The organism is Curtobacterium sp. MCSS17_007, assembly GCF_003234175.2.
Classification (GTDB): domain Bacteria; phylum Actinomycetota; class Actinomycetes; order Actinomycetales; family Microbacteriaceae; genus Curtobacterium.
This window is the reverse complement of sequence record NZ_CP126257.1, coordinates 3,284,252-3,309,445: the sequence shown is the minus strand read 5'-3', so window position 1 is coordinate 3,309,445 and position 25,194 is coordinate 3,284,252. Positions and strand designations below refer to the sequence as shown.

The window sequence follows — 25,194 nt, the reverse complement described above, 5'->3', positions numbered from 1 at the left end:
GTCGCGCTCGTCTCCTGCTTCGCTGTCTCGTTCGGTGACTGGGTCGTCCGCTGTGTCGGTCGGGCTCGGGGTCACGGTGGTGTCGTGCCCCCGGGTCGTTCTGTCCGCTCCGGCGGTGCGGGGCGTGGGTCGGGCCGGGCCCGTCCTCCCGTGGGCGCTCAGAGCGCTCTCGGTCCTCCGCGCCGCTCGGACAGCGGTCGTGTCCGGACGGCACCGTCGTCGGTCCGGACCACCATCGTCCCGCGGAAGTGTTCCACAGGGTTGTCCACAGTCCTGTCCACGACGGCCCGGACAGGTGCGAGAGGGGGACTCCCCCGTCGCTCCGCGGAACGGGCCGATCGATCACCCCACTGTAAAGGGTCGGGGTGAGTCGTACCGAACGCACGTTTTCCCCAATGTGGATGATGATCGTGCGCCGGGGCCCCGGCAGCGCGGCCCGGGCGACCGTTTGACCTGCTCGCCGCTGTCACGTACCGTTAACCAGTTGACTGCGGCCACTTGGTCGCGCCCATCGCGTCGTTCGGCCTCGTCGAGCGGCTGTACAGACATACGTGTCGGTTCGCGCGGAGCCTCCTCCAGCGCAGCCGTGTGGAGATCATCATGAGCAAGCGCACCTTCCAGCCGAACAACCGTCGCCGCGCCAAGAAGCACGGCTTCCGCGCCCGCATGCGCACCCGCGCCGGCCGCGCCATCCTCGCCGCGCGCCGCAGCAAGGGCCGCACCGAGCTCAGCGCCTGATCGGGTCGCACCTGATCGGGTTCGTCCCGGTCCGGTCGTCGTCCGGAACCCGGTAGCGGTCGTGTTGGCACGCGCCAACCGCATCGTCCGCGGTGAGGACTACCGGTCCGTCGTGCGTCGTGGTCGCAGGAGCGCCACGGCGCACGTCGTCGTATCCGTGGTCCGACGCCCGCCGGGTGCCGAGCCGACCGCGGACGGTCCGACGCGGTTCGGGTTCATCGTCGCGAAGACGGTCGGCAACGCCGTGACCCGCAACGCGGTCCGGCGTCGACTCAAGGCCATCGCGCACGAGCTGCTGATCGAGGTCCCCACCGGCCACGACGTGGTCATCAGGGCCTTGCCAGCCGCAGCGCAGGCCGGATGGCCTACCCTGCTCGAAGACGTCTCGCGCTCCTTCGCGCGCGGGGTGGAGAAGGCAGCATGAACCGCATCCAGTGGACCCGGCTGGCGTTGAACCGACTGGCCTGGGTCGTCGCGTTGCTCCCGCGCAACGTGTGCGTCGTCGTGCTGCGTGCCTACCGGGCCGTCGTCTCTCCCCTGTACGGGAACGTCTGTCGCTACCACCCGTCGTGCTCACGGTACGCGCTCGAGGCCATCCAGCAGTACGGCGTCGTGCGCGGGTCGGCGATGGGGGCGTGGCGCATCGCCCGGTGCAACCCCTGGGCCGCCGGTGGCATCGACGACGTGCGCGAGCGCGACCGTCCGTACCGCCTGACCCGGTTCGGGTTCGTGCTCCCCCCGACCCAGCAGCACCCCCAGCCGTCCGGCGATGCCCGTCGTCCGGTCCTGCTCCCCCAGCGCACTCGAAAGGCGTGACCGTCCTCATGGACTTCATCGGAACGATCCTCTGGCCACTGAAGTGGGTGGTCTCGGCGATCCTCGTGGCCTTCCACTGGATCTTCGAGTCGATCGGCATGGACCCGTCGGCCGGCATCACCTGGGTGCTGTCGATCATCTTCCTGACCTTCGTGGTGCGCGCCGCGCTGATCCCGATCTTCGTGCGGCAGATCAAGTCGCAGCGACGGATGCTCGAGGTCGCGCCGCAGCTGAAGAAGATCCAGGACAAGTACAAGGGCAAGAAGGACCAGTTCTCGCGTGAGGCGATGAGCCGCGAGACCATGGCGCTCTACAAGGAGACCGGGACGAACCCGCTGAGCTCCTGCCTGCCGCTGCTCATCCAGATGCCGATCTTCTTCTCGCTGTACTCCGTGCTGCACGAGGCACAGATCAACAAGACGGGCATCGGCCTGCTCACGAACACCCTCGCGCAGGACTTCGGCAACGCCGCCCTGTTCGGGGCTCCCCTGCACGAGACCTTCACCAACGCCTCCGGGTGGGAGGTCCGCGTCATCGCCGGCGTCATGATCGTCGTGATGACCGCGTCGCAGTTCGTGACGCAGCTGCAGCTGGTGGCGAAGAACATGTCCCCGGAGACCAAGGCGTCCCCGATGTACCGGCAGCAGAAGATGATGCTGTACATCCTCCCGCTCGTCTTCGTGATCTCGGGTCTGAGCTTCCCCCTCGGTGTCATGTTCTACTGGCTCGCCTCGAACGTCTGGACGATGGCGCAGCAGTACTTCGTCATCCGCAGCATGCCGACGCCCGGTTCCGAGGCCGCCCTGGCCCGCGAGGCCCGCCTCGCCAAGAAGGCGCAGCGCCGTGGCACCCCGGTGCTGGCCGAGGCCGGTGCCGGTTCGGCCGCCGTCGAGGTCGAGCCCGTCCGGGTCACCACGCAGCGCCAGCAGCCCGTCGGCAAGAACCGCTCCAAGAAGAACGGGAAGAAGTAAGTGACCGAGCAGGACACCGAAGCCACCGTCGAGGCTCCCGTCGACGACGTCACCGTCGACGACGACGCTCGTGACGAGGCGGACATCGCCGCCGACTACATCGAGGAACTCCTCGACATCTGCGACCTGGACGGCGACATCGAGATCGAGGAGCGAGCTGGCCGCGTCTACCTCTCGGTGACCGACGAGGGCGGCGCCCTGCGCGTCCTGTCGAAGCCCGACACCGTGTCGGCGCTGCAGGAGCTCACGCGCATCGCCGTGCAGGCGGAGACGGGCGAGTTCAGCCGTCTCATCCTCGACGTGGGCGGCTCGCGTGACGCCCGCGCGACCGAGCTCCAGCGGCTCGTCGACACCGCCGTGGAGCGCATCGAGGCCGGTTCTGCCTCGGCGGCACTCCCCCCGATGTCGTCCTACGAGCGCAAGCTCGTGCACGACCTGGTCGCCGAGAAGGGCTTCCGCTCGGAGTCCGAGGGCGAGGGACGAGACCGGCACACGGTCGTCACGCGATGACCGACGCACCCGCGCCGGTTCTCGAGCAGGAACCGGCAGCTGCCGTCGCGCTGTTCGGGGACCGCATCGAGCTGGCTCGTTCGTTCACGGAGGACCTCGCCCGACGTGGCGAGGAGCTCGGCCTGATCGGCCCGCTCGAGCTGCCGCGCCTCTGGACTCGACACATCCTCAATTCTGCGCTGTTGGCGCCCCTCCTGGAGGCTGACGGTCGCGTTGCCGACGTCGGCTCCGGAGCGGGACTACCCGGCCTGGTGCTCGCCGTTGCGCGGCCTGACGTGTCCTTCACGCTCATCGAGCCGATGGAGCGGCGCTGTGACTGGTTGAACAGCGAGTCGGAGCGTCTCGGCCTCGAGAACGTCACCGTCCTCCGTGGCCGCGCCGAAGACGTGGCGGACGAGGTCGTGGTCGACCAGGTCACGGCACGCGCGGTGAGCGCGCTCTCGAAGCTCATCCCGCTCACGGTGCCGCTGGTTCGCTCGGGCGGGCAGTTGATCCTGATGAAGGGCGCGCGCGTCGGCGAGGAGATCGAGAAGGCGCGCAAGGTGATCCTGCGCAAGCGCCTGAGTGACGTCGAGGTCCTGGAGCTCGGGGACGGTGTGGTCGACGAGACCACGCGAGTCTTCCGGGCTACAGTTGACTGACGCTGCGGCTGGGCTCGGCTCCACCGAACACCACAAGCCCTTCGTTCCACGTGGAACATCGAACCGGGGAAGAGGCCTTCGTTGAGTTCATCGACCGACTACGACGCGTCGACGCCGCTTGCTCGCGAGATCGCTGACCTGAACCGTCGCCGTCGAGCGATCGCGACGCAGCAGTTCCCGCTGCCGCCGAGGACTCGAGTGTTCACGGTGTCGAACCAGAAGGGTGGCGTCGGCAAGACGACGACCACGGTGAACTTGGCCGCCGCGCTCGCGCACGGTGGTGCTCGGGTGCTCGTCATCGACCTCGATCCCCAGGGCAATGCCTCGACCGCGCTCGGCGTCGACCACCAGGCCGAGGTCACGAGCATCTACGACGTGATCGTGGACGAAGCACCGATCGCGGACGCCGTGCAGCGCTCCCCCGAGTCGGAGACCCTCTGGTGCGTACCCGCAACGATCCACCTCGCCGGCGCCGAGATCGAACTCGTCTCGCTGGTCGCCCGTGAGCAGCGGCTGCGCACCGCGCTCGACCAGTACCTGTCGTCGCTCGACGAGCCGTACCACTACGTCTTCATCGACTGCCCGCCGTCGCTGGGCCTCCTCACCATCAACGCGTTCGTCGCCGCGCAGGAGGTCCTGATCCCGATCCAGACCGAGTACTACGCGCTCGAGGGGCTCAGTCAGCTCCTGCGGAACATCGAGCTGATCGAGCGGCACCTCAACCCCAACCTCCGGGTGTCGACCATCCTGCTGACCATGTTCGACGGACGCACGAACCTGTCCAACCAGGTCGCAGCGGACGTTCGCGAACACTTCGGTGACCAGGTGTTGAACGCCGTGATCCCCCGATCGGTGCGGGTGAGCGAAGCACCGAGCTACGGGCAGAGTGTCGTGTCCTACGACGTCAACTCGTCCGGGTCGCTGTCCTACCTGGAGGCGGCCGCCGAGATCGCAGCACGAGGAGCGCAAGACTGATGGCACCCAAGCGGACCGGACTCGGACGAGGCATCGGCGCCCTGATCCCCACGGCGAGCGACCAGCAGGACCGGCCGGTCGACGTGTTCTTCCCCACGGGCGGCTCCCCTGCGTCCGCCCCGACCGCCGGCGGTTCCACAGCGGAGGACCTGGTCGCCGTCCCGGGTGCCCGTTTGGCGAACCTGAACCCGCTCGACGTGGTGCCCAACGCCCAGCAGCCGCGCAAGGAGTTCCGCGAGGAGGAGCTCCAGGAACTCGTGCACTCGATCCGCGAGATCGGCGTCCTGCAGCCGATCGTCGTTCGGCCGATCGCCGGCGCGACCGGAACCGACCCGCAGTACGAGCTCATCATGGGCGAGCGACGGCTCCGCGCCACCAAGGAGCTCGGCCTCCCGACCATCCCCGCGATCGTGAAGGACACTCCTGACGACGCGATGCTCCGCGACGCTCTGCTCGAGAACCTCCACCGGGCGCAGCTCAACCCGCTCGAGGAGGCTTCGGCGTACCAGCAGCTCCTCGCGGACTTCGGGATCACGCAGGAGCAGCTCGCGCAGCGGATCGGACGGTCGCGTCCGCAGATCACGAACACCATTCGTCTGCTCCGGCTCCCCTCCCCCGTGCAGCGGCGCGTTGCTGCCGGCGTGCTGTCGGCCGGCCACGCCCGAGCGATCCTGGCTGCACCTGATGCGGAAGCGATGGAGTACCTCGCCGAGAAGATCGTGAACGAGGACCTCTCCGTCCGCGCAGCAGAGGCGATCGCACAGCAGCTCGCGGCGAAGACGCCGGTCAAGCCGAAGGCGGAGCCATCGAAGCGCCAGGCCCACTTCAACGACCTCGCAGAACGCCTGGGTGATCGCCTGAACACCCGCGTGAAGATCGCAGTGGGGGCTCGGAAGAGCTCAGTGACGATCGACTTTGCGAACGGTGACGACCTCAACCGCATCCTCGGTGAGCTCGGTATTCGCGACATCGCTGAATAGGCCCTTCGTCGCTTGTCGCCTGGGCGGAGGGCCAGCAGCGCCTGAGCGCCCGTCTGAGGGCCGATCCGCCGTGCGGGCGATCGGGGGTGGTGCGGCGCGTGTTCCGGCGCCAGAGAGGCACTCAGGCGCTCCGAGACCTGTGCTGGGTGCGGATGTACGTCCCGATTCCGTGAAACCTCCTCTCGATCACGCCGTTCCACGTGAAACGTTTAGCCATCGCGGGTGGGGATGCATGACGGAAGTACGCGGGACTCTGTAGGACGCACAAGGCGGACGCGTGATCGCATCGTGGCGGCGCTGCGCTCGGGACGGTTGCGGACCTCGATCGTCGGGAGGCAACCCCCCGAGTAGCGCTCGTTCAGCTCCCTCGAATCGCGAGATGCACGGAGGACTGCCGGAGCAAGCGGGAACCGGACCCGGGAGTTCGCAGAACCCGGTGGCCGTCTGCGGCACCGCAATCGAGTAGCCCACTGACCACCGACGACACAGTCCTTTCGCCTGAGGAGGTGCGCCCGCGGTGCGATGACGGGCTCGTGGCGTTTCCGGAGGTCCGCCCTGCACGAGGGTGGCGCCCGGGCCCGTCGGCACCGGAGCGCAGGGCAGGTGCGGCGCGGGATGACGGCACTCGATTGCTTGCGGTCGGAACGATTCGCCGGTGACAGCAACCGCCCGCCCCCCATGGTCGGTCGACTGCCGACGGACGGCAGTCGACCGGACCTGCGCTCAGCGGTGCGGGCCGGGGCCGGCGGCGGCGGGCGCGTGGTTGTGGGGTCCGCGGGGTGGGCGCCGACGCACACGGCGGCATGAGCGTAATCACCGCTCCGGTCGACGGTGCACATCGGGCGGGCGATGCGACGCGATCCTGCCGACCTATCGGGCGCTTGGTCGAATCGTGGTGCACTGCAGAAGAGGCGATGGTCCCCGTCGGTGGGTTTCACACGCTCGCGAACTGCATGAGGGGGCCGTGCACGGTCGATCGGGGTACTGGGGACTCCGGAGGTGGTACGCGGCGCGCCGAACCTACGAGGTGAGGGCCGCGGCGACCGAGGCTACGGACGAGCGGGCACCTGCGGGATCGAACGGATGCTGTGATGCGCTCGTCCCCCCACGGGGAGGAGCGGAGTGCGGGACGGCCCAGATGAGGTTTCTCTCCACCAAGAGAGAACGAGGACGTCCCCGACGCCAGCGCTCCGACGACGTATGTGACGCGCTGGCGCACAGGACCAGCAGCCCGCGGCGGGATCCGGCTCCGCGTCCATCGGCGCTGTGTCCAGCCCGCGAACGAATCGGCGTGTGGCGGACGCCGCGGCGGAGCGCACCACCTGGGTTCATCATCGTCGACCTTTGGGTGATCGTGTCAGAGCGCCGATCGGCAACCAGCCCGCGTACGGCGCAGCGAAGGGGAATCGGAGCCGGTTCTCGGCGGGCAGCCCAACGAATCACTCGAGTGTTTCACGTGGAACGGCGGAGGCGGAGGAGCTTCCACAGCCCGACAGCAGCGAAGACCGGTTTCGCCCACACCATCTCGCCGACGCGGTAGTCGAACGAGGGCACCAGCAGCGCAGCCAGGGAGGGATCCAGGCGGCGGAGGTACTCGCGAGCCTTCGCGGCATGGAGCCCGTTCGAGCAGACTGCGACACGGTCGACCGTGGCGATGAGGGGCCGAGCGTTCGCGATGTTCTCCCACGTGGTGGTGCTCTCGCGATCCGTGCGGACCTCGCCGGTCCATCCGAGATCGCGCACCGCCGCCTCGAGCAGGTCCGCCTCTGGGACCGTTGCGCGCACCGCTCCCCCGCAGCAGACGATGACCACCACGTCGCCAATGGCTTCGTATCGCCGCGCGGTCCGAACGGCGATCCGCGCCCGCCATCGGTTCACGGCATTGGCTGTCGATCCCGCGTTCGAGAAGCCGAGCACGACGACGGCTGTCGTACCGTCTCCTCGCGGTGTCCCTTGGCCGTCCTGTCCTGGCCGCGGACCGAGGGCCTTCCGGGCGGACCTCGACGAGAGAGCGTGCGCCACTTCACCGAAGAGCACGGCCACGATGAGCGGCGACAAGATGACGAAGGGCAGTGTTCCACGTGGAACACTGCCCTTGCGCTGTCGCCGCATGCTCAGCTGCGGTGATCTCGGATGGCCTGCTCAGCGAGCTCCGCGTAGGTCCACCCCAGGTCGAATCCGGACGCACTGAGTGCCTGCGGCACGAGAGAGGTCTCGGTCAGTCCCGGAAGGACGTTGGCCTCGAGGAACCACGGCGTGCCCGCTGCATCGATGATCAGGTCGACGCGCGAGACGTGACGGAGGCCGAGTGCGGTGTGCGCCGCGACGGCGGCTTCGGACGCGGCGCGAGCGAATTCCTCGGATAGTCGAGCGGGGGTGAAGAAGGTGGTCTCCCCCGCGTTGTACCGGGCCTCGAACCCGTACGTTCCGCTCTTCGGCACGATCTCGACAGCGGCGAGAGCGACGGGGCCATCGCCCGTGTCGATGATGCCGACGGCAACCTCGGTCCCGCGGATGAGCTGCTCGACCACGACGTCGTCGCAGTACGTGTACGCCGTCACCATCGCACGCGGGAGGTCGTGGGCGTCTTCGACCAGGGTGACGCCTTGAGCACTCCCCCCACGCGCCGGCTTCACGGCGAGCGGAACGGGGTGCTCGGCGGCGATGGCGTCGAGGACACCGACCGCGCCGAGCTCACGGAAGACGTCGTGCGACAGCGTGACGGCCCGAGGCGTCCGGACACCAGCTCGGGCGACCAATGCCGAGGCTGTGGGCTTGTCCCATGCCAGCCGGGCAGACGTGGAACGTGAGCCGACGAACGGGATGTCCAGTGCCTCCAGGACGCCGCGCAGGGCACCGTCCTCACCGGAGGCGCCGTGCAGCGCTGGCCAGACGACGTCCGGCCGGGATTCCCGCAGTGCCGGCAGCAGCGAGGCGTCCGCGTCGCGGAGGTCCACCCGCCAGCCGTACCCGGTCAACGAGTCAGCGACGCGGCGGCCCGAGCGGAGTGAGATGTCGCGCTCGTGGGAGATCCCTCCCGCGACGACGACGACGTGACGACGGGTGAGCTCGGCCATGCGAGGGTCCTCCGGTGGAACTGAGCGGGAAAAGTGCTGGTCAGGAGACGTTGGGCGGCGGCGCGACCACCGAGGAACGCGACTCGGTGACCGCACTCGGGCGCGTGGCGTGCCCGAACGTCTCGAGCAGTTCGAGCTCGTCGTTGATCACGGTCGCGAGGCGCTTGACGCCGACGCGGATCTGCTCCGACGTGGGGTAGCAGAACGAGAGGCGGATGTTGCCACCACCGCGGCCGTCGGCGAAGAACGCCGTGCCGGGGGTGTAGGCGACGAGCTCCTTGACGGCGCGCGGGAGCATCCCCTTCGAGTCGAGTGACTCGGGGAGCGTCAGCCAGACGAAGAAGCCGCCGTTGGGCTTCGTCCACGACAGGTCGGGCAGGAACTCCCCCAGGGCGGACAGCATGGCGTCCCTGCGCTCCGCGTAGAGGCCCCGGAAGGTGTCGACCTGCCCCTTCCAGTCCGCGGCGTCCAGGTAGGCGTTCACGACGTACTGCCCGAAGGAGTTCGGCGCGAGGACCGCGGACTCGTTGGCCAGCACGAGCTTCTCACGGATGGCGTGCGGTGCGAGGGCCCAACCGACGCGGAACCCCGGCGCGAGGGTCTTCGAGAAGGAGCCGAGGTAGACCACGCCCTCGTCGTCGATCGAGCGGATCGCCTGCGGCGCGGGCTCGTCGAACCAGAGGAGCCCGTACGGGTTGTCCTCGAGCACGAGGATGCCGTTCGAGCGGCAGATGTCGAGCACCTCGATGCGACGCTCGCGGCTCATGGTGACCCCGGCCGGGTTGTGGAAGTTCGGGATCGTGTAGAGGAACTTGATCCGCTTGCCCTGGGTCCGGAGGTTCGCGATGGCCTCGCGCAGGGCCTCGGGCACCAGACCGTGCTCGTCGGTCGTGACGTGCACCGTCTCCGCCTGGTGCGAGCGGAAGACGCCGATGGCACCGACGTAGGACGGGGACTCGGCGAGCACGACGTCGCCCGGGTCGATGAAGAGCCGGGTGACGAGGTCGAGCGCGTGCTGCGAACCGGTGGTCACGACGACGTCCTCCGCGCTCGCGCGGATGCCCTCGAGGCTCATCACGTCGACGATGTGCTCGCGGAGGGAGCGGAGACCCTGTCCCCCGCCGTACTGGAGCGCCATGGCGGCGTCCTCGGTCATCACGCGGTCGATCGACCCGGTGACGAGCTCGCGCGGCAGCGCGGACACGTACGGCATGCCGCCGGCGAGCGAGACCACCTCGGGCCGCGATGCCACGGCGAACAGGGCTCGGACCTCGGAGGCGCTCAGCCCGGCGGTGCGCTGGGCGTAGGAGTCGTACCAGGGGTCGAGGCTGTTGCCGTTCGTCATCGTGTGCTCCGTTCAGTGGGACATTCCCGCCACACTACGACATCGGTCACCGGATCCGCGGTGGGAGGAGCGGGCCGATCCTGAAGCAGTGGCCCCGTTCCGCCCGTGTGCAGGGCGCCCGCGTCCCCAGGGACGAGGAACGGCCCCGCCCTCTGACGAGGAACGGGGCCGTTCGGCACTGCAGGTCGGACTACGCGAGGAACTCCGCGAGGTCCGCCTCGAGCGCGGGCTTCGGCTTGGCGCCGATGACGGTCTTGACGACCTCGCCGCCCTTGAACACCTTCATCGCCGGGATCGACGTGATCTGGTAGTTCATGGCCGACTGCGGGTTGTCGTCGACGTTGAGCTTGACGATCTCGATCTTGTCGGCGTGCTCCGCGGCGATCTGGTCGAGGATCGGGGAGACGGCGCGACACGGGCCGCACCACTCAGCCCAGAAGTCGACGAGGATGGTCTTGTCGGACTTGAGGACCTCGTCCGAGAAGGTGGCGTCGGTGACGGCCTTGGCGTTGGACATGTGTGCTCCTTCGAGAAGTTCAGTGGGTACAACGGCTGAGCCGCTGCGGTATTCCGGTGGGGCCGCTGGGGTGTTCGGGTGGGGTCAGACCCGGGCGGCCTCGACGTCGATGATCGCCGGGCCCTCCGGCGTGACGCCCTCGGCCTGGTCCACGATCGCGTCGTCGAGGTCGGCGAGGTACTTCTCCGCGTCGAGCGCCGCGACCGTTCCCGAACCGGCGGCGGTGATGGCCTGGCGGTAGGTCGGGTCGATGACGTCACCCGCGGCGAAGACACCCGGCAGGTTGGTCCGTGACGAGCGGCCCTGGACGGCGATGGTGCCCTCCGGCGCGATGTCGATCTGACCGTGGATGAGGTGCGTGCGCGGGTCGTTGCCGATCGCGATGAACAGGCCGTCGAGCGCGAGCTCCGACTCCTCGCCCGTCACGGTGTCCTGCAGGGTGACGCCGGTGACGGCGGACTCGCCCTGGATGCCCGTGACCTCCTTGTTCCACGCGAACTCGATCTTCGGGTCGTTCATCGCACGGTCCTGCATGATCTTCGACGCACGCAGGGTGTCCTTGCGGTGGATGACCGTGACCTTGTCGGCGAAGCGCGTGAGGAACGTCGCTTCCTCCATCGCGGAGTCGCCACCGCCGACGACGGCGATGTTCTTCTGCCGGAAGAAGAAGCCGTCGCACGTCGCGCACCAGCTGACGCCGTGGCCGGACAGCCGCTCCTCGTCAGCGAGACCCAGGTGGCGGTACGCCGAACCGGTCGCGTAGATCACCGCGAGGGCCTCGTACGTCTCGCCGGAGCCGACGGTGACCTTCTTGACCTCGCCGGTCAGGTCGACCGAGACCGCGTCGTCGTACAGGACCTCGGCGCCGAACTTCTCGGCCTGCTCCTGCATCTTGATCATGAGGTCCGGGCCCTGGATCCCCTCGGGGAAGCCCGGGAAGTTCTCGACCTCGGTGGTCTTGGTGAGCTCGCCGCCGGTCTCGACGCTCGACGCGACGATCAGGGGCTTGAGCTCTGCGCGCGCGGCGTAGATGCCGGCGGTGAACCCGGCGGGACCGGAACCGATGATGATGAGCTGGCGCATGCCTCGCTGCCCTTCCGTTGAGTGCTGACCGGGTCAACACATGGTACCGGCGGGACATTCCGCCCCACCGGTGAGCGGACAGCCGCCGGTCAGCGTCCGAGACGCCTGCGGAGCAGTGCGACCGCGTTGGCGATCTCGCCGTTCTTCGACACCACCAGGGCACCGAAGTACACGAGCGCCATCACGCCGCCGGCGAGAACGATCGTGACGAAGGCGCCGGTCCGGTCGGACATCGCGAAGCCGTCCGGCGAGAAGGTACCGAGGGCGTACACGACGGCCGCGCCGGCGACACCCGCGATGAGCGCCGCGATGACGAACTGCACGTGGGAGCGGGTGACCACGGGGCCCTCGATGCCGTTCAGGCGACGACGGACGAGCACGAGCGCGATGATCGTCTGCGCCGTGCCGGCGAGCGTCGTGCACGCCGCGATCGAGACGCCGACGATGCTCTGCGGGAACGTCGCGACGGCCAGGGCCCCGATGACGAAGAGCACCGACTGCACGCACTGCATGAGGAACGGCGTGCGGTGGTCGTGCATCGCCCAGAACACCCGCTGGATGATGAACAGCATGCTGAACAGGACCAGGCCGGGCATGTAGGCGAGGAGCACCGCGCCGATGGAGAGCGCCTGCTCGAAGGTGCCGGCGAACATGCGCCCGAACGGCACGGACACGACGATCAGCGCCACCGACGCGAACACCGTGAACAGTCCGACGATCCGCAGGGACAGCGACAGGTTGCGCCGGACGGCGTCGAGGTCGCCGCGGCCGGCGTCGTGACTCATCCGCGTGAAGTACGCCGTCGCGATCGACACCGCGAAGATCGAGTGCGGCAGCATGAACAGCAACCAGGCGTTCTGCAGCACCGCGTTGCCCGCGGCACCCGTGCCGAGCGACGCGACGCGCGACTGCACGATGCCCGCCAGCTGCGTGACGAGGATCATCGCGAACAGCCACCCGGCCGCGGTGCCGGTCGCCTTCAGGCCCACGCCCCGCCAGCGGAAGTCCGGGCGGAACGACAGGCCGGCTCGCTTCCAGAAGAACGGCAGGAACGCGGCCTGCGCGAAGACGCCGAGCGAGGCACTCCCCGCGAGCACCGCGATCTTGAGCGGCGTCCAGCCGTCGACCGAGGAGTTGACGTCCTGACCACCGAACATCGCGATGAACACGACGAGGCCGGCGATGGCGATGACGTTGTTGATGAGCGGTGCCCACGTGAAGGGGCCGAAGTACTGCTTGGCGTTGAGGACCTCGCCGAGGAGCGAGTACAGCGCGTAGAAGAGGATCTGCGGGAGGCACCAGAAGGCGAACGCCACCGCGAGGTCCGTCTGGGCCGGCGTGAAGCCCTTGCCGTCGCCGGTGGCCTGCTGGCTGTAGAGGGAGACGAGGAACGGCGCGAGGACCGTGGCGACGATCGTGATGACGACGAACACGGTGGCGCCGAGCGTCACGATCTTGTTGACGTAGGCTGCACCGCCGTCGCGGCTCTGCTGCATCGACCGCACGATCTGCGGGATGAGCACCGCGGAGAGCAGGCCTCCCGCGATGAGCGCGTAGATGTTGTTCGGGAGCTGGTTCGCGAGGGCGAAGGCGTCGGCGCCCGGCGAGTGCGCCTGGCCGATCGCGTACGCCAGCACGAAGGTCTTGCCGAAGCCGAGGACGCGCGAGAGCATCGTGCCCGCCGCGAGCATCGCGCTCGCCCGTCCGAGGTTCCGCTCGGCCGCGGGCTCCGCGTCGACGGCGGGCTGCTGCTGCGTGCTGATGATCGGCTCCTCGGCATCGGGGGTGGCGTCGCCCTGATCGTGTCGGCCGGCCTGGAGGCGCGGCTCGCCTCGGTCGGCCTCGGTCGCGTCCGCAGGACGCGCACCGTCCTGCTGCGGTGCGGCACGCGTGGGACCGGACGCGGCAGCGGTGCCGACCACCCCTGCGGCGGGTGCCGCCTGTGGGACGCGGGACGGGCCTCCCGACCGGGCGGTCGTGCGGGGGGCGTCGGGCTGGACCTCGAGCGGACGGTTCGGGTCGTCGTCGTCCTCGTCGTCGAGCTCACCGTTGCGACGGCGGATCCGCTTCCGGACGCTGCGGAAGATCCCGAAGCCGAAGATCGCGACCAGACCGATCGCGGCCACGGCGGTGATGACCGTCTCCCACTGCGCCTGCACGTTGAGCTCGACCGTGGTCGGCTGCGACACGGTGACCCCGGTCGGCGTGGTCAGGGACATGGTCAGGCTGACCGTGCCGTTCGCGACCGACCGCACCGGGACGGTCGTGCGGGCGGAGGACTGCGGCTGGAGCTTCACCTCGATGTCGTTCCGCACGACCTGCAGCGCCGAGCTCGACGGCTGGACGTTCAGGCGCACCGTGATCGGGTAGTCCGTGCGGTTGCGCACGGACACCGGCAGCGACGAGCGGTCCCCGAGCAGCGTCAGCGAGCTGGAGTCGGGGATGCTGACCTGGTCGGTGGTCTCGGTCCACGTCCGGACCTGCTTGTCGACGGCGGTGGTGAGGTCGTCGGTCTCGTCGCGCCATGCGTTGGACGACAGGGCGAGGAGCCGCAGCCGTGCGGGGGCGGTGACCGTCGTGGGGTCGTCGACCGCGGTTGCGAAGGCGGTGATGGCCCGCTCGCTCTCGACCAGACGGCGCAGCTGGTCGAGTCGTTCCGACCCGTCGTCCTCGGGCGCCAGCGTGAGGGAGCCGGCGGTGGCCTTCGCCGCGGTCGACAGGTCTGCCGGGGAGACCCAGGGCGTGCCCTCGAGCGCGTCGAGCGCGCTGCTCAGCATCGAGGAGTCGGTCGGCCACTCGCGGCCGAGGGTCAGGAGCACGGGGCTCTGTGCGCTGCCGGCACGGGCTGCCGTCGCGAGGGTCGCGGTGAGCTCGGCCACGGCCGCGTCGTGGTCGCGCTGGTCGGTGGCGTCGGCGGCGTCACGGAGCAGCGCCGACATCCCCTGGTCGGCGACGAGCACCTTCTGGTCGCCGATGCGCTCGGAGGCCGCGACGGTGGTGTCCGGGCCGGCCGAGGTGTTGCCGCTCGCGACGATCGTCGTGGTGGTGCCGGCCTTCGCCAGTGCGGGCAGGTCGTCCGTGGCCACGGTGTTCTCGACCGGCCAGGCGAGGTCGTCGATCGCGTAGGGGAAGTCCAGCAGGCTGGCGGTGGTCGGCAGTGTCGAGGTCGTGTCGTCGGTCTCGTCCTGGCCGGTCACGTCCTGCCCCGTGCCGTCCTGGCCCGCCCCGTCCTGGGCGCCGCCGGTCGCGTCGTCCGAGGGGGCCGGCGTCGCGTCCGAGGTCTTGTCCGGGGAAGCACCCGCGCTGGCGGAGGCCGTCGGCGTACCGGTCGCCGTCGGGGTCGGGGTCGGGGTGCTGGCGCCGGGGAAGTTCTGCTCCTCGACCTCCTGGTCGAGCGAGACCACGCCGGGGATGCCGTCCGCGCCGGCCTGGTGCAGCCCGGTGACGTCGGCGTCGGCGTACGGCAGCGCGAAGGTCTCGTTCCGGAGCCCCTCGAGTCGGTCGAGCCAGGTGCGTGCGCTGGACGGGGCGTTCTCGCCGAGCAGCCGGATCGAGGCGATGATCCTCGGGTCGACACCGACGGCGACGTTGTGGTCCACGGCGGCGTCGAGCTGCTGCGTGAGGGTGCCGTCCACCGAGGTTGCCGCCGCGAGGTCGTTCGCGCCGATCACACCGTCGACGGTGCTCGGCAGCGTGATCGGCATCGCGACCGAGACGCCTACGGGGCTCTGCTGGAAGTCCGGGTACCAGGTGATGGCGGACCGGGCGACGGCGACCGTGTCGCCGGCCGTGTACTCCGCGGCGATGCGGCGGGCGCCGAACGACGAGTACCCGCCGAGCGCGACGTTGCCGGGGACGATGGTCACCGTCTGCGTCACCGATCGGTGCGCCGGGACCGCGGGGACGTCGGCCGAGTCCATCGGGGCGCCCAGGTAACCGGTCGTGCTGGTGTCGCTCAACCAGTCGGAGAGGACGTCGCGCGTGCTCTCGGAGCGGAAGATGTCGAGCTCGACGGTGCCCGCGGGGACCTCGGCGTCGGTGTCGTTGGTGACCGTGACCGTGAGTTCGAGGTCCTCGTCGCGTCGGACGATGCCGCGGTCGGCCGGGGCGACCGAGACCGTGGTCTTCCCCGTCCCCCGCGCATCCGGCGCGACCGTGCTGGTGGTGGTCGTGCTCGCGGTGGCCGCGTGCACCGCGTCGTGCGCAGCAGGCGTGGCGACGAGGCCGATGGCGACGAGGGCCGTCGCGGCGGCGGCGAGCGTGGAGCGGAAGATCTGCATACAGGAGGGCCCGAGGGTCGGTTCCGGCCGAGCACGAGTGTATGAGGCACAGACGGGGACGATCCCGTGCGCGCTCGGGTTGTGCAGAACTCGTGGACGGTCATCTGGGAAGATGAGGTCCGTCATGCAGTCCGTTGCCCAGGCCGTCGAACGACTCGACGCACTCGCATCCACCGAGCCCGTCGCCCTCCTCGCTCGGGCGTTCGCCGACGCCGGACACGAGCTGGCCCTGGTCGGCGGTCCGGTGCGCGACGCGTTCCTCGGTCGCCCGGTCACCGACCTCGACTTCACGACCGACGCCCGGCCCGACGACGTCCTGCGCATCGTCGAGCCGATCGCGAGCGCCACCTGGGACGTCGGTCGGCAGTTCGGCACGATCGCCGCCCGGGTCGCCGGTGAGCAGGTGGAGGTCACCACCTACCGCAGCGACGTCTACGACGGTGCGACGCGCAAGCCCGAGGTCGCGTTCGGCGACACCATCGAGGACGACCTGCTCCGCCGCGACTTCACGGTCAACGCGATGGCGCTCCGACTCCCCCAGCGCGAGCTCGTCGACGTGCACGGCGGCGTCGAGGACCTGCTCGCCGAGCGGCTGCACACGCCGCAGGCCGCGCTCGTCTCGTTCCGCGACGACCCGCTCCGCATGATGCGCGCGGCCCGCTTCACCTCGCAGCTCGGGTTCACGGTGTCGGACGAGGTCCGCGACGCGATGGCCGAGCTCGCGGACTCGATCGGCATCGTCTCGGCCGAGCGGGTGCGCGACGAGCTCGTCAAGCTGCTGGACACGTCCGAGCCCGTCGCGGGCATCCGCCTGCTGGTGGACTCCGGGCTCGCCGAGCGCTTCTTGCCCGAGCTGCCGGCGATGCGGCTCGAGATCGACGAGCACCACCACCACAAGGACGTCTACGAGCACTCGCTCACGGTGCTGACCCAGGCGATCGGGTACGAGGCGGAGCGGCACCCGGGCGAGGCCCCGGACACCGTGCTGCGGCTCGCGGCGCTCCTGCACGACATCGGCAAGCCCGCGACCCGGAAGCTCGAGCCCGGCGGGGCCGTGAGCTTCCACCACCACGACCTGGTCGGCGCCAAGCTCGCGAAGAAGCGACTCCGCGCGCTGCGCTTCGACAACGACACCATCGCCGCGGTCTCGCGTCTGATCGAGCTGCACCTGCGGTTCTTCGGCTACACCGAGGGCGCGTGGACCGACTCCGCCGTCCGCCGCTACGTCCGCGACGCCGGCCCCCTGCTCGAGCGGCTCCACGAGCTCACCCGGTCGGACGTGACCACGCGCAATCGTCGGAAGGCCGACCGGCTCGGGTTTGCCTACGACGACCTCGAGGACCGCATCAAGGCGCTGGCCGACCAGGAGGAACTGGACTCGATCCGTCCGGACCTGACCGGTGACGACATCATGCGGATCCTCGGCATCCCGCCGGGCCGTGCGGTGGGCGAGGCGTACCGCTTCCTGCTCGAGGTCCGGATGGACGAGGGACCCCTCGGTCCGGAGGACGCCGAGCAGCGCCTGCGCGCCTGGTGGGCCGAGCGCGACGCGACGGCCTGAAGCCGGGAGACGCCGTCCGGCCCCGACGCGACCGCCTGACGGACGTCGGGTGCTCTCCACAGCCGGTGGCGCGCCTCCAGGCCGTGAGCTAGGCTAGTGGGGTTGTCCGCGCGCTCCTGCGTGTCCGGACACATGCATCAACCCTCCTGCTCCGGGAACCGCCCGGAGCCGCCGAGACCAAAGGAGGTGGGTTCCGCATGCACCAGTACGAACTGATGGCGATCCTCGACCCCGAGATCGACGAGCGCACCGTCGCTCCCAGCCTGGACAAGTTCCTCGCGGTCATCCGCAACGACGGTGGCACCGTCGACAACGTGGACGTCTGGGGCCGTCGTCGCCTGGCCTACGAGATCGCGAAGAAGTCCGAGGGCATCTACGCCGTCGTCGACTTCACCTCGACGCCCGAGGCCGCCAAGGAGCTCGACCGACAGCTCGGTCTCTCCGAGGCCGTGCTCCGCACGAAGGTCCTCCGCGCCGAAGAGGCGATCGCCCAGGTCGCCGCGCAGAAGCAGCGCGACGAGGCCCGTGCGGCCCGCAAGGCCGCGAACGCGACCGCGAGCGCCGAGTAAGTCATGGCCGGCGAAACCGTCATCACGGTGGTGGGCAACCTCACCGCGGATCCCGAGCTGCGCTACACGCAGAACGGGCTCGCGGTGGCGAACTTCACCATCGCATCCACCCCTCGCACGTTCGACCGTCAGGCGAACGAGTGGAAGGACGGCGACGCGCTGTTCCTCCGTGCGAGCGTGTGGCGCGAGTTCGCCGAGCACGTGGCGGGCTCGCTGACGAAGGGCTCGCGCGTCATCGCGCAGGGCCGTCTGCGTCAGCGCTCCTACCAGGACCGTGAGGGCCAGCAGCGCACGAGCATCGAGCTCGAGGTCGACGAGATCGGCCCGTCGCTCCGCTACGCGACCGCACAGGTCACCCGTGCTGCGGGTGGCTCCGGCGGCGGTCGTGGCCAGGTCGGGGGCGGCAACGCTTCCGGTGGTGGCCAGGGCGGCGGCAACGGCGGCGGCTGGAACGGCAACAGCAACGGCGGCGGTCAGTCGGACGCACCGTGGTCGCCCCAGGGCGGCCAGCAGGGCGGCAACGCACAGTCGAACGACGTGTGGAGCCAGCCCGGCGGCTCGTACGACGACGAGACCCCGTTCTGATCCTCAGCGGTCTGACGGACACACAACTTCTTCTTCTCTAAGGACAAACAATGGCTGGAAAGAGCACCGGCGACCGCCGGAAGCCTCGCGGCAAGGGCGGCAAGAACGCCGCTCCCGCGAAGTCGATCAAGGTCGGCGTCATCGACTACAAGGACGTCGCGACCCTTCGCAAGTTCATCTCGGAGCGTGGCAAGATCCGCGCCCGTCGCATCACCGGCGTCTCCGTCCAGGAGCAGCGCCTCATCGCCCGTGCCGTGAAGAACGCCCGTGAGATGGCGCTCCTCCCCTACGCCGGCTCCGGCCGCTGATCGGAGGACTTCCCATGTCGAAGCTCATCCTCACCCACGAGGTCTCCGGCCTCGGTTCCGCCGGTGACGTCGTCGACGTCAAGAACGGCTACGCCCGCAACTACCTCATCCCCCAGGGCTTCGCTGTCGCGTGGTCCAAGGGCGGCGAGAAGCAGGTCGAGTCGATCCGTGCGGCCCGTGCCGCTCGTGAGCTCGCCACCATCGAAGAGGCCCAGGACCTCAAGATGAAGCTCGAGAACGCGACCATCAAGCTGACCGTCAAGGCCGGCAAGGACGGCCGTCTGTTCGGCTCGGTCCGCCCGGCGGACGTCGCCGACGCGGTCCAGGCGCAGGGCGTCGGTTCGCTGGACAAGCGCAAGGTCGAGGTCCCCGCGACCATCAAGACCGTCGGTGACCACGAGGCCACCGTGCGTCTGCGCGAGGACATCACCGCGGTGATCTCCCTGCAGGTCGTCGCCGCCAAGTAAGGCTGCACGAACACCGTCGAAGGGCGGGTCTCCTCCGGGAGGCCCGCCCTTCGTCGTGCGCGGGCCGTCTCGTGCCGGGCGACGTCTCGTCCGTCGGTCTGGAGGCACGGCTCGCGTCGCACGCGCCGCCCGCGCTGGGTTGACTGGTTACCGCCGCGGCAGTGCCCGGTCTCCTGGGAGCAGCCCGAGAACGCTCCCCACAGGTGGGTCCCTTGTCAAGTCGTTCTACACAGTCGAAACGCCTGATTCCACAACCTTCAAGGTGTACTTGAACCACGGTTTTCCACACACGGTGTGGAACCGAAAAGCCCAGATCAAGCGGTCGAACGTGTGTTCGCTGCCAGACTTGTCCACATGATCGTCCACAGTTGTACACATGGGGGCTCGGCGTGTTCCGCAATGTCTCCACAGAGTTATCCACAGGCCTGTTTGCTGGGGATAACTCTGTCCCCGTAGCTTGGCCCAGCGACTCGGCGCCGTCGGGGGATGTCGGTCGTCCGGGGTAGGAATCGGGTGCGGGCTGCGGTCCGCACCGTTGACGACAAGAGGAGTCCGTGTGTCGATCGCGCATCTCGATCCGTCCCCGCAGGACATGGCCGACCGTGGGATGGAACGGACGCCGCCGCACGACCTGCTCGCGGAGCAGTCGACCATCGGCGGCATGCTGCTGTCGAAGGACGCCGTCGCCGACGTCATCGAGACCGCGCGCGGCGTCGACTTCTACATCCCGAAGCACGAGGTGATCTTCGACGCGATCCTGTCGCTCTACTCGCACGGCGAGCCGACCGACGTGATCGCCGTCACCGACGAGCTGACGAAGACCGGTCTGCTGTCCCGTGCGGGCGGCGCCGAGTACCTGCACAGCGTCACCAGCATGGTGCCGACCGCCGCGAACGCCGGCTACTACGCCGCGATCGTCGCCGAGAAGGCCGTCCTCCGCCGCCTCGTCGACGCCGGCACCCGTATCGTGCAGATGGGCTACGCGTCCGAGGGCGAGGTGACCGACCTGGTCAACAGCGCCCAGGCCGAGGTCTACAACGTCGCCGGCGGCGTGCAGACCGAGGACTACGTGCCGCTCACCGACGCCATCGGCGCCGCCATCGACGAGATCGAGGCCGCCAAGGGCCGTGACGGCCAGATGACCGGCGTCCCCACCGGGTTCAGCGGCCTCGACGCCCTGACGAACGGGTTCCACCCCGGACAGCTCATCATCGTCGCCGCGCGCCCCGCGCTCGGCAAGTCGACGCTCGCGCTCGACCTGTGCCGTGCGGCGGCGCTCAAGCACGACCAGACCGCCGCGTTCTTCTCGCTCGAGATGGGGCGCGCCGAGATCGCCATGCGTCTGCTCTCCGCCGAGTCGAGCGTGCCGCTGCAGAACATGCGCAAGGGCACCGTCGACTCCCGCGACTGGACCACGATCGCGCAGACCCGCGGGCGCATCAACGACGCACCGTTCTTCATCGACGACTCCCCTAACATGACCCTGGTCGAGATCCGGGCGAAGTGCCGTCGTCTCAAGCAGCAGCACAACCTGAAGCTCGTGGTCATCGACTACCTGCAGCTGATGACGTCCGGCAAGAAGGTCGAGAGCCGTCAGCAGGAGGTCTCGGAGTTCTCGCGTGCGCTCAAGCTGATGGCGAAGGAGCTCGGTGTGCCGGTCATCGCGCTGTCCCAGCTGAACCGTGGTCCCGAGCAGCGTGCCGACAAGAAGCCGATGATCTCGGACCTGCGTGAGTCCGGGTCGATCGAGCAGGACGCCGACATGGTCATCCTGCTGCACCGTGAGTCGGCGTACGAGAAGGACAACCCGCGGCAGGGTGAGGCGGACCTCATCGTGGCGAAGCACCGCAACGGGCCGACGGACACCATCACGGTGGCGTTCCACGGCATGTTCTCGCGGTTTGTCGACATGCCGCAGTAGGGCTCTGTTGTCGTCCGCCAGCTGACTTGTCCGACTGCCACCCAGCCTGTCTGAAATACGGATGTGGACCCGTTGTTTGGCAGCACCGAGCGGCAACGTGGACTAGCGCCCGGCTCAGCCTTCGTGCGTCGCGAGGCGTCCGTATGACGTGCGCGCACTGAGATTGTTCGCGGACCACCTATGTGAGACAGGGTTCGCTCCAGAGCAAAGCCGCAGGAGTCCGAAGCACCCGCAAGCGCCCCGGGGTCCACAGGCGGACCGTCTATTGAGACAGCGCTTGAAGAGCGTCAGATACCTCGACGTCACTCGGATTTGGTAGGACTTCTGGAATGGGCGAAACAGAGCAGGACGGCAGCGCGTGAGCCAGCAGGGGCGGCCGAGCGCGGGCACGCTCGCGCGTCGGCTCTCGCTCGGGGACGCAGTCGTGATCGGGCTCGGGTCGATGATCGGTGCGGGCATTTTCGCTTCGTTCAGTCCTGCGGCTGCTGCTGCGGGTGGTGGCCTGCTGGTTGGGTTGATGATCGCGGGGTTCATCGCGTTTTGCAACGCGACGTCGTCTGCGCAGCTCGCCGCGCAGTACCCGACCTCGGGCGGCTCGTACGTGTACGGGCGGAAACGGCTCGGGGAGTGGGCGGGCTTTTTTGCCGGCTGGTCGTTCGTGATCGGCAAGACCGCCAGTTCAGCGGCGATGGCGCTCACGTTCGCCACCTACGCCGTTCCCGCGCCCTGGGCGAAACCGGTCGCGATCCTCGCCGTGCTGGCCTTAACGGTCGTCAACACTCTTGGCATCACCCGCACCGCACTGCTGACCCGCATCCTCGTCACGGTGTCGCTGTTCGCCCTGACCGCCGCGGTCGTCATCGGTTTCACCCACACCGGCACCACCGCCGTGCAAGCCGGCCCGCCGGTCACCGCTCACGGGGTGCTGCAGTCAGCGGGGTTCCTCTTCTTCGCCTTCGCCGGCTACGCCCGCGTCGCGACGATGGGTGAGGAGGTCATCGACCCGGCACGGACGATCCCGCGGGCGATCACGACCGCGCTGACCATCGCCCTGGTCGTCTATGCCCTCGTCGCGACCTCCGCCCTCCACGCGCTCGGCTCGGCAGGACTCGCCGCGCTGAGCGCACCCCTCAGCGGTGTCGCCGGGCTCGCCGGTGGTCCGTGGACGGTCGTGATCCGGATCGGTGCAGCAGCGGCAGCGCTCGGTGCGTTGCTGGCGATGATCGCCGGAATCGGCCGGACGAGCCTCGCGATGGCGAGGAACCGGGACATCCCGGGATGGTTCGCCGCCGTCCACCCGCGGTTCAGCGTGCCGTACCGGGCGGAGATCACCCTCGGCGTGATCGTGTGCGTCCTGGTGGCGGTCACCGACCTCCGCGGTGCGATCGGGTTCTCTAGCTTCGGGGTGCTCCTGTACTACTTCATCGCCAACGCCTCCGCGTGGACCCAGGACAGGGCGCACCGCCGCTACCCGCGGTTCCTCGCGATCGCCGGTGCGATCGGGTGCGTCGTCCTGGTGGCAGCGCTCCCGGTGCCGTCGATCATCGCCGGCGTGATCGTCCTCGCCGTCGGGTTGCTCTACCGAGCAGTCCGGCTCCGCGTGCGCTGACCTCCGGCACAGGCGCCTCGGGCGCTCAGGAGCAGCAGGACCCTGACGAGGAGCCGCCGATGTCGGTGGAGGAGCCGCCGATGTCGGTGGAGCAAACGCCGGTCTCGGGGAGGACGAGCTGCACGTCCCGGGCGGCCTGGTGGTGGCCGGCGAGGTCCGCGGCGATGGAGCGGACCTGCTCGTAGCCGGTGAGGAGCAGGAATGTGGGGGCGCGGCCGTAGGACTTCATGCCGGCGATGAAGAAGTTCGGTTCCGGGTGAGCCAGCTCCGCGACGCCGTGCGGGGGGACGGAGCCGCAGGAGTGCAGGTTCGGGTCGATCAGTGGCGCGAGCGCCCGGGGCGCTTCGACGATGTCGTCGAGGCCGAGGCGGATCTCGCGGAGCATGTCGAGGTCGGGTCGGAACCCGGTCGCGTTCACGACGATGTCGACCGTCACCGCGAATGCCTCACCGGCACGGCGGCCGCCGACGGTGACCTGGTCGCCGTCGGGGCGGACGTCGTCGATTTCGAACGACGCGAGCTGCTCGACCTGCCCGGACTCGACGAGGCCGTGGACGTTGGAGCCGAGCTGCCCGCGGGCGGCGAGCCCGTCGGCGGCGTCTGCGCCGAGGCGTGCGGTGCCGGCGTTCCGGATCGCCCACAGCAGGGCCGTGCCTGGTTCGTCCTTCGCGAGGGCGGCGAGCTTGATGAGCGTGTTCGCGGCCGAGTGGCCGGCACCCACCACGAGGACCCGCTTCCCAGCGAACCGCGCCCGGTCAGCACCGAGCACGTCCGGGAGAGCGTGCACGACACTGTCGCCGAGGTCCGCTGCGGGTGTTAGGCCGGCGGCGGTCAACGGGTTCGGGGACGTGTACGTGCCGGAGGTGTCGACGATGGCGCGGGCGGTGACGTCCTCGACGCCGTCGGCGGTGTGGAGGCGGAGGAGGAACGGGGTGTCGGCGCGGCCGGTGGAGCGGGTGCGGTCCATGCCCTGCCGAGACACGGCGTCGACACGGACGCCGCACCGGATCACCGCTGCCAGCTCAGGCGTCTGGGCGAGGGGTTCGAGGTACTGGCTGACGAGGTCGTGGCCGGTCGGCAGCGAGGACCGGCGGGGCTCGGTCCAGCCGGTGGGTTCGAGGAGTCGGCGGGCGGCGTCGTCGATGACGTACCGCCACGGGGAGAACAGCCTGGTGTGACCCCACGCCCGGACGGATGTACCAACGGAGTCGCCGGCTTCGTAGACGACGACGGGGAGGCCCTGCTCGAGGAGGTGCGCGGCGGCTGCGAGCCCGACGGGGCCGGCGCCGATGACCGCGACGGGCAGTCCGGTCAGACGGTTCGCGTCAGCACGGGGCGGGACGGTGAGGGTGAGCGTCATGACGGTTGCCTCCTGGTCAGGCGGTCGGTTCGGGCAGCAGCTCGGCGAGGAGCGCGCTCACGCGGCGCTTGATGTCGTCGCGGATGGGCCGGACCTCGTCGATACCCTTCCCGGCGGGGTCGGTGAGTTCCCAGTCCTCGTACCGCTTGCCGGGGAAGATCGGGCACGCGTCGCCGCAGCCCATCGTGATGACAGCGTCCGATGCGCGGACGTCGTCGGTGAGCAGCAGCTGCGGGGTGTTGCCGGTGATGTCGATGCCTTCTTCGGCCATCGCTGCGACCGCGGTCGGGTTGATCTGGTTGCCGGGCTCGCTGCCGCCGGAGAGCACGCGGATGCGGTCCCCACCGATGGCCTTGGCGTATCCGGCGGCCATCTGGGAGCGGCCGGCGTTGTGGACGCAGACGAACAGGACAGTGGGCTGGTCGGACATCGGGCGTGCTCCTCGGGTCGTGGTGGGGCCAGCATGCACCGGAACATCGACACGCGTCAATATTGACGACTACCGATGTTCCGGCGATGATCGGTGCATGGCTACCGTCGAGCTGCTTCCCATCGAGGACGTCACCGCGTGCTGCGCGCCGCTCGCGAGCGCGCCACTCGACGCGGCCGGCGCTGACGCGCTCGCGCGGACGTTGAAGGCGATTGCCGACCCGGCACGGCTCCGGATCATCTCGATTGTCGCCGCGCACGGGGACACGGAGACGTGTGCCTGTGACCTGCAGGAACCGCTTGGGCTGTCGCAGCCGACGGTGTCACACCACACCAAGGTCCTCGTCGACGCCGGCATCCTCCACCGCGAGAAGCGCGGCACGTGGGCGTACTACTCACTCGTCCCGGGCGCACTCGCGACGCTCGCGCACCTTCTCAGTGGCCTGGACTAA

General features: G+C 69.3%; 24 protein-coding genes. 16 read left to right on the top strand and 8 right to left on the bottom strand.

Features of this window, described 5'->3' with window-relative positions:
* Positions 1 to 600 precede the first annotated feature (600 nt).
* The 8 genes from rpmH to DEJ22_RS15760 all read left to right on the top strand — a co-directional run bounded on the left by rpmH (position 601) and on the right by DEJ22_RS15760 (position 5,631).
* Entirely contained in the window at positions 601 to 738 is a 138-nt protein-coding gene (gene rpmH, locus DEJ22_RS15795) for a 50S ribosomal protein L34 (RefSeq protein WP_019181680.1), read from the top strand.
* A 61-nt stretch (positions 739 to 799) separates the two neighbouring features.
* Positions 800 to 1,162, top strand: a complete 363-nt coding sequence (rnpA, locus tag DEJ22_RS15790; protein WP_111228139.1) for a ribonuclease P protein component — start codon at positions 800 to 802, stop codon at positions 1,160 to 1,162.
* Positions 1,159 to 1,554, top strand: coding sequence for a membrane protein insertion efficiency factor YidD (yidD, locus tag DEJ22_RS15785; RefSeq protein WP_111228140.1), 396 nt, complete (start codon positions 1,159 to 1,161; stop codon positions 1,552 to 1,554). Before rnpA ends, yidD begins: the two co-directional genes overlap by 4 nt.
* 8 nt (positions 1,555 to 1,562) lie before the next feature.
* Positions 1,563 to 2,525 (top strand): membrane protein insertase YidC, encoded by a 963-nt coding sequence (gene yidC / locus DEJ22_RS15780; RefSeq protein WP_111228185.1) that lies wholly within the window; start codon positions 1,563 to 1,565, stop codon positions 2,523 to 2,525.
* Positions 2,526 to 3,035 carry a Jag family protein gene (locus DEJ22_RS15775; RefSeq protein WP_111228141.1) on the top strand — a complete coding sequence of 170 codons (510 nt, stop codon included), beginning with the start codon at positions 2,526 to 2,528 and terminating at the stop codon, positions 3,033 to 3,035.
* On the top strand, positions 3,032 to 3,676 hold the full coding sequence (gene rsmG / locus DEJ22_RS15770) for a 16S rRNA (guanine(527)-N(7))-methyltransferase RsmG (protein ID WP_111228142.1): 645 nt from the start codon (positions 3,032 to 3,034) through the stop codon (positions 3,674 to 3,676). Before DEJ22_RS15775 ends, rsmG begins: the two co-directional genes overlap by 4 nt.
* A gap of 81 nt (positions 3,677 to 3,757) precedes the next feature.
* Positions 3,758 to 4,651: a ParA family protein gene (locus DEJ22_RS15765; protein WP_284174742.1), complete on the top strand. Its 894-nt coding sequence runs from the start codon at positions 3,758 to 3,760 to the stop codon at positions 4,649 to 4,651.
* Positions 4,651 to 5,631, top strand: a complete 981-nt coding sequence (locus DEJ22_RS15760) for a ParB/RepB/Spo0J family partition protein (protein ID WP_111228144.1) — start codon at positions 4,651 to 4,653, stop codon at positions 5,629 to 5,631. The genes DEJ22_RS15765 and DEJ22_RS15760 overlap by 1 nt, the downstream gene beginning before the upstream one ends.
* A gap of 1,452 nt (positions 5,632 to 7,083) precedes the next feature.
* Here the strand turns inward: DEJ22_RS15760 and DEJ22_RS15755 are convergent.
* The 6 genes from DEJ22_RS15755 to DEJ22_RS15730 all read right to left on the bottom strand — a co-directional run bounded on the left by DEJ22_RS15755 (position 7,084) and on the right by DEJ22_RS15730 (position 15,933).
* Positions 7,084 to 7,548 (bottom strand): YdcF family protein, encoded by a 465-nt coding sequence (locus DEJ22_RS15755; RefSeq protein ID WP_181430966.1) that lies wholly within the window; start codon positions 7,546 to 7,548, stop codon positions 7,084 to 7,086.
* Between the two features lie 197 nt (positions 7,549 to 7,745).
* Positions 7,746 to 8,708, bottom strand: coding sequence for a D-alanine--D-alanine ligase family protein (locus DEJ22_RS15750; RefSeq protein WP_111228146.1), 963 nt, complete (start codon positions 8,706 to 8,708; stop codon positions 7,746 to 7,748).
* Positions 8,709 to 8,748: 40 nt separating this feature from the next.
* On the bottom strand, positions 8,749 to 10,053 hold the full coding sequence (locus tag DEJ22_RS15745) for an aminotransferase-like domain-containing protein (RefSeq protein WP_111228147.1): 1,305 nt from the start codon (positions 10,051 to 10,053) through the stop codon (positions 8,749 to 8,751).
* A 190-nt stretch (positions 10,054 to 10,243) separates the two neighbouring features.
* Complete coding sequence (trxA, locus tag DEJ22_RS15740) at positions 10,244 to 10,570, bottom strand: thioredoxin (RefSeq protein ID WP_022832611.1); 327 nt, start codon at positions 10,568 to 10,570, stop codon at positions 10,244 to 10,246.
* A gap of 84 nt (positions 10,571 to 10,654) precedes the next feature.
* Positions 10,655 to 11,653 carry a thioredoxin-disulfide reductase gene (gene trxB / locus DEJ22_RS15735; protein WP_111228148.1) on the bottom strand — a complete coding sequence of 333 codons (999 nt, stop codon included), beginning with the start codon at positions 11,651 to 11,653 and terminating at the stop codon, positions 10,655 to 10,657.
* An 89-nt stretch (positions 11,654 to 11,742) separates the two neighbouring features.
* On the bottom strand, positions 11,743 to 15,933 hold the full coding sequence (locus DEJ22_RS15730) for a DUF6049 family protein (protein ID WP_111228149.1): 4,191 nt from the start codon (positions 15,931 to 15,933) through the stop codon (positions 11,743 to 11,745).
* A gap of 124 nt (positions 15,934 to 16,057) precedes the next feature.
* Between DEJ22_RS15730 and DEJ22_RS15725 the strand changes: the two genes are divergently transcribed.
* The 7 genes from DEJ22_RS15725 to DEJ22_RS15695 all read left to right on the top strand — a co-directional run bounded on the left by DEJ22_RS15725 (position 16,058) and on the right by DEJ22_RS15695 (position 22,953).
* Complete coding sequence (locus DEJ22_RS15725) at positions 16,058 to 17,494, top strand: CCA tRNA nucleotidyltransferase (protein ID WP_111228150.1); 1,437 nt, start codon at positions 16,058 to 16,060, stop codon at positions 17,492 to 17,494.
* Between the two features lie 197 nt (positions 17,495 to 17,691).
* Positions 17,692 to 18,063, top strand: a complete 372-nt coding sequence (rpsF, locus tag DEJ22_RS15720; RefSeq protein ID WP_058728349.1) for a 30S ribosomal protein S6 — start codon at positions 17,692 to 17,694, stop codon at positions 18,061 to 18,063.
* A gap of 3 nt (positions 18,064 to 18,066) precedes the next feature.
* Positions 18,067 to 18,648 carry a single-stranded DNA-binding protein gene (locus DEJ22_RS15715; protein ID WP_111228151.1) on the top strand — a complete coding sequence of 194 codons (582 nt, stop codon included), beginning with the start codon at positions 18,067 to 18,069 and terminating at the stop codon, positions 18,646 to 18,648.
* A 50-nt stretch (positions 18,649 to 18,698) separates the two neighbouring features.
* Positions 18,699 to 18,956 carry a 30S ribosomal protein S18 gene (gene rpsR / locus DEJ22_RS15710; protein WP_017887834.1) on the top strand — a complete coding sequence of 86 codons (258 nt, stop codon included), beginning with the start codon at positions 18,699 to 18,701 and terminating at the stop codon, positions 18,954 to 18,956.
* 14 nt (positions 18,957 to 18,970) lie between these two features.
* Positions 18,971 to 19,423 (top strand): 50S ribosomal protein L9, encoded by a 453-nt coding sequence (gene rplI / locus DEJ22_RS15705; RefSeq protein WP_058728351.1) that lies wholly within the window; start codon positions 18,971 to 18,973, stop codon positions 19,421 to 19,423.
* A 556-nt stretch (positions 19,424 to 19,979) separates the two neighbouring features.
* Positions 19,980 to 21,344, top strand: a complete 1,365-nt coding sequence (gene dnaB / locus DEJ22_RS15700; protein ID WP_411914184.1) for a replicative DNA helicase — start codon at positions 19,980 to 19,982, stop codon at positions 21,342 to 21,344.
* A 358-nt stretch (positions 21,345 to 21,702) separates the two neighbouring features.
* The gene (locus DEJ22_RS15695; RefSeq protein WP_111228152.1) at positions 21,703 to 22,953 is read left to right on the top strand and encodes an APC family permease; all 1,251 of its coding nucleotides are present in this window, start codon (positions 21,703 to 21,705) and stop codon (positions 22,951 to 22,953) included.
* 25 nt (positions 22,954 to 22,978) lie between these two features.
* Here DEJ22_RS15695 and DEJ22_RS15690 read toward each other — a convergent pair whose 3' ends face one another.
* Both DEJ22_RS15690 and DEJ22_RS15685 read right to left on the bottom strand, forming a co-directional pair.
* Complete coding sequence (locus tag DEJ22_RS15690; RefSeq protein WP_111228153.1) at positions 22,979 to 24,313, bottom strand: FAD-dependent oxidoreductase; 1,335 nt, start codon at positions 24,311 to 24,313, stop codon at positions 22,979 to 22,981.
* Positions 24,314 to 24,329: 16 nt separating this feature from the next.
* Entirely contained in the window at positions 24,330 to 24,743 is a 414-nt protein-coding gene (locus DEJ22_RS15685; RefSeq protein ID WP_111228154.1) for an arsenate reductase ArsC, read from the bottom strand.
* 97 nt (positions 24,744 to 24,840) lie between these two features.
* On the opposite strand from DEJ22_RS15685, the gene DEJ22_RS15680 reads away from it, so the two are divergent.
* Positions 24,841 to 25,194, top strand: coding sequence for an ArsR/SmtB family transcription factor (locus tag DEJ22_RS15680; RefSeq protein ID WP_111228155.1), 354 nt, complete (start codon positions 24,841 to 24,843; stop codon positions 25,192 to 25,194).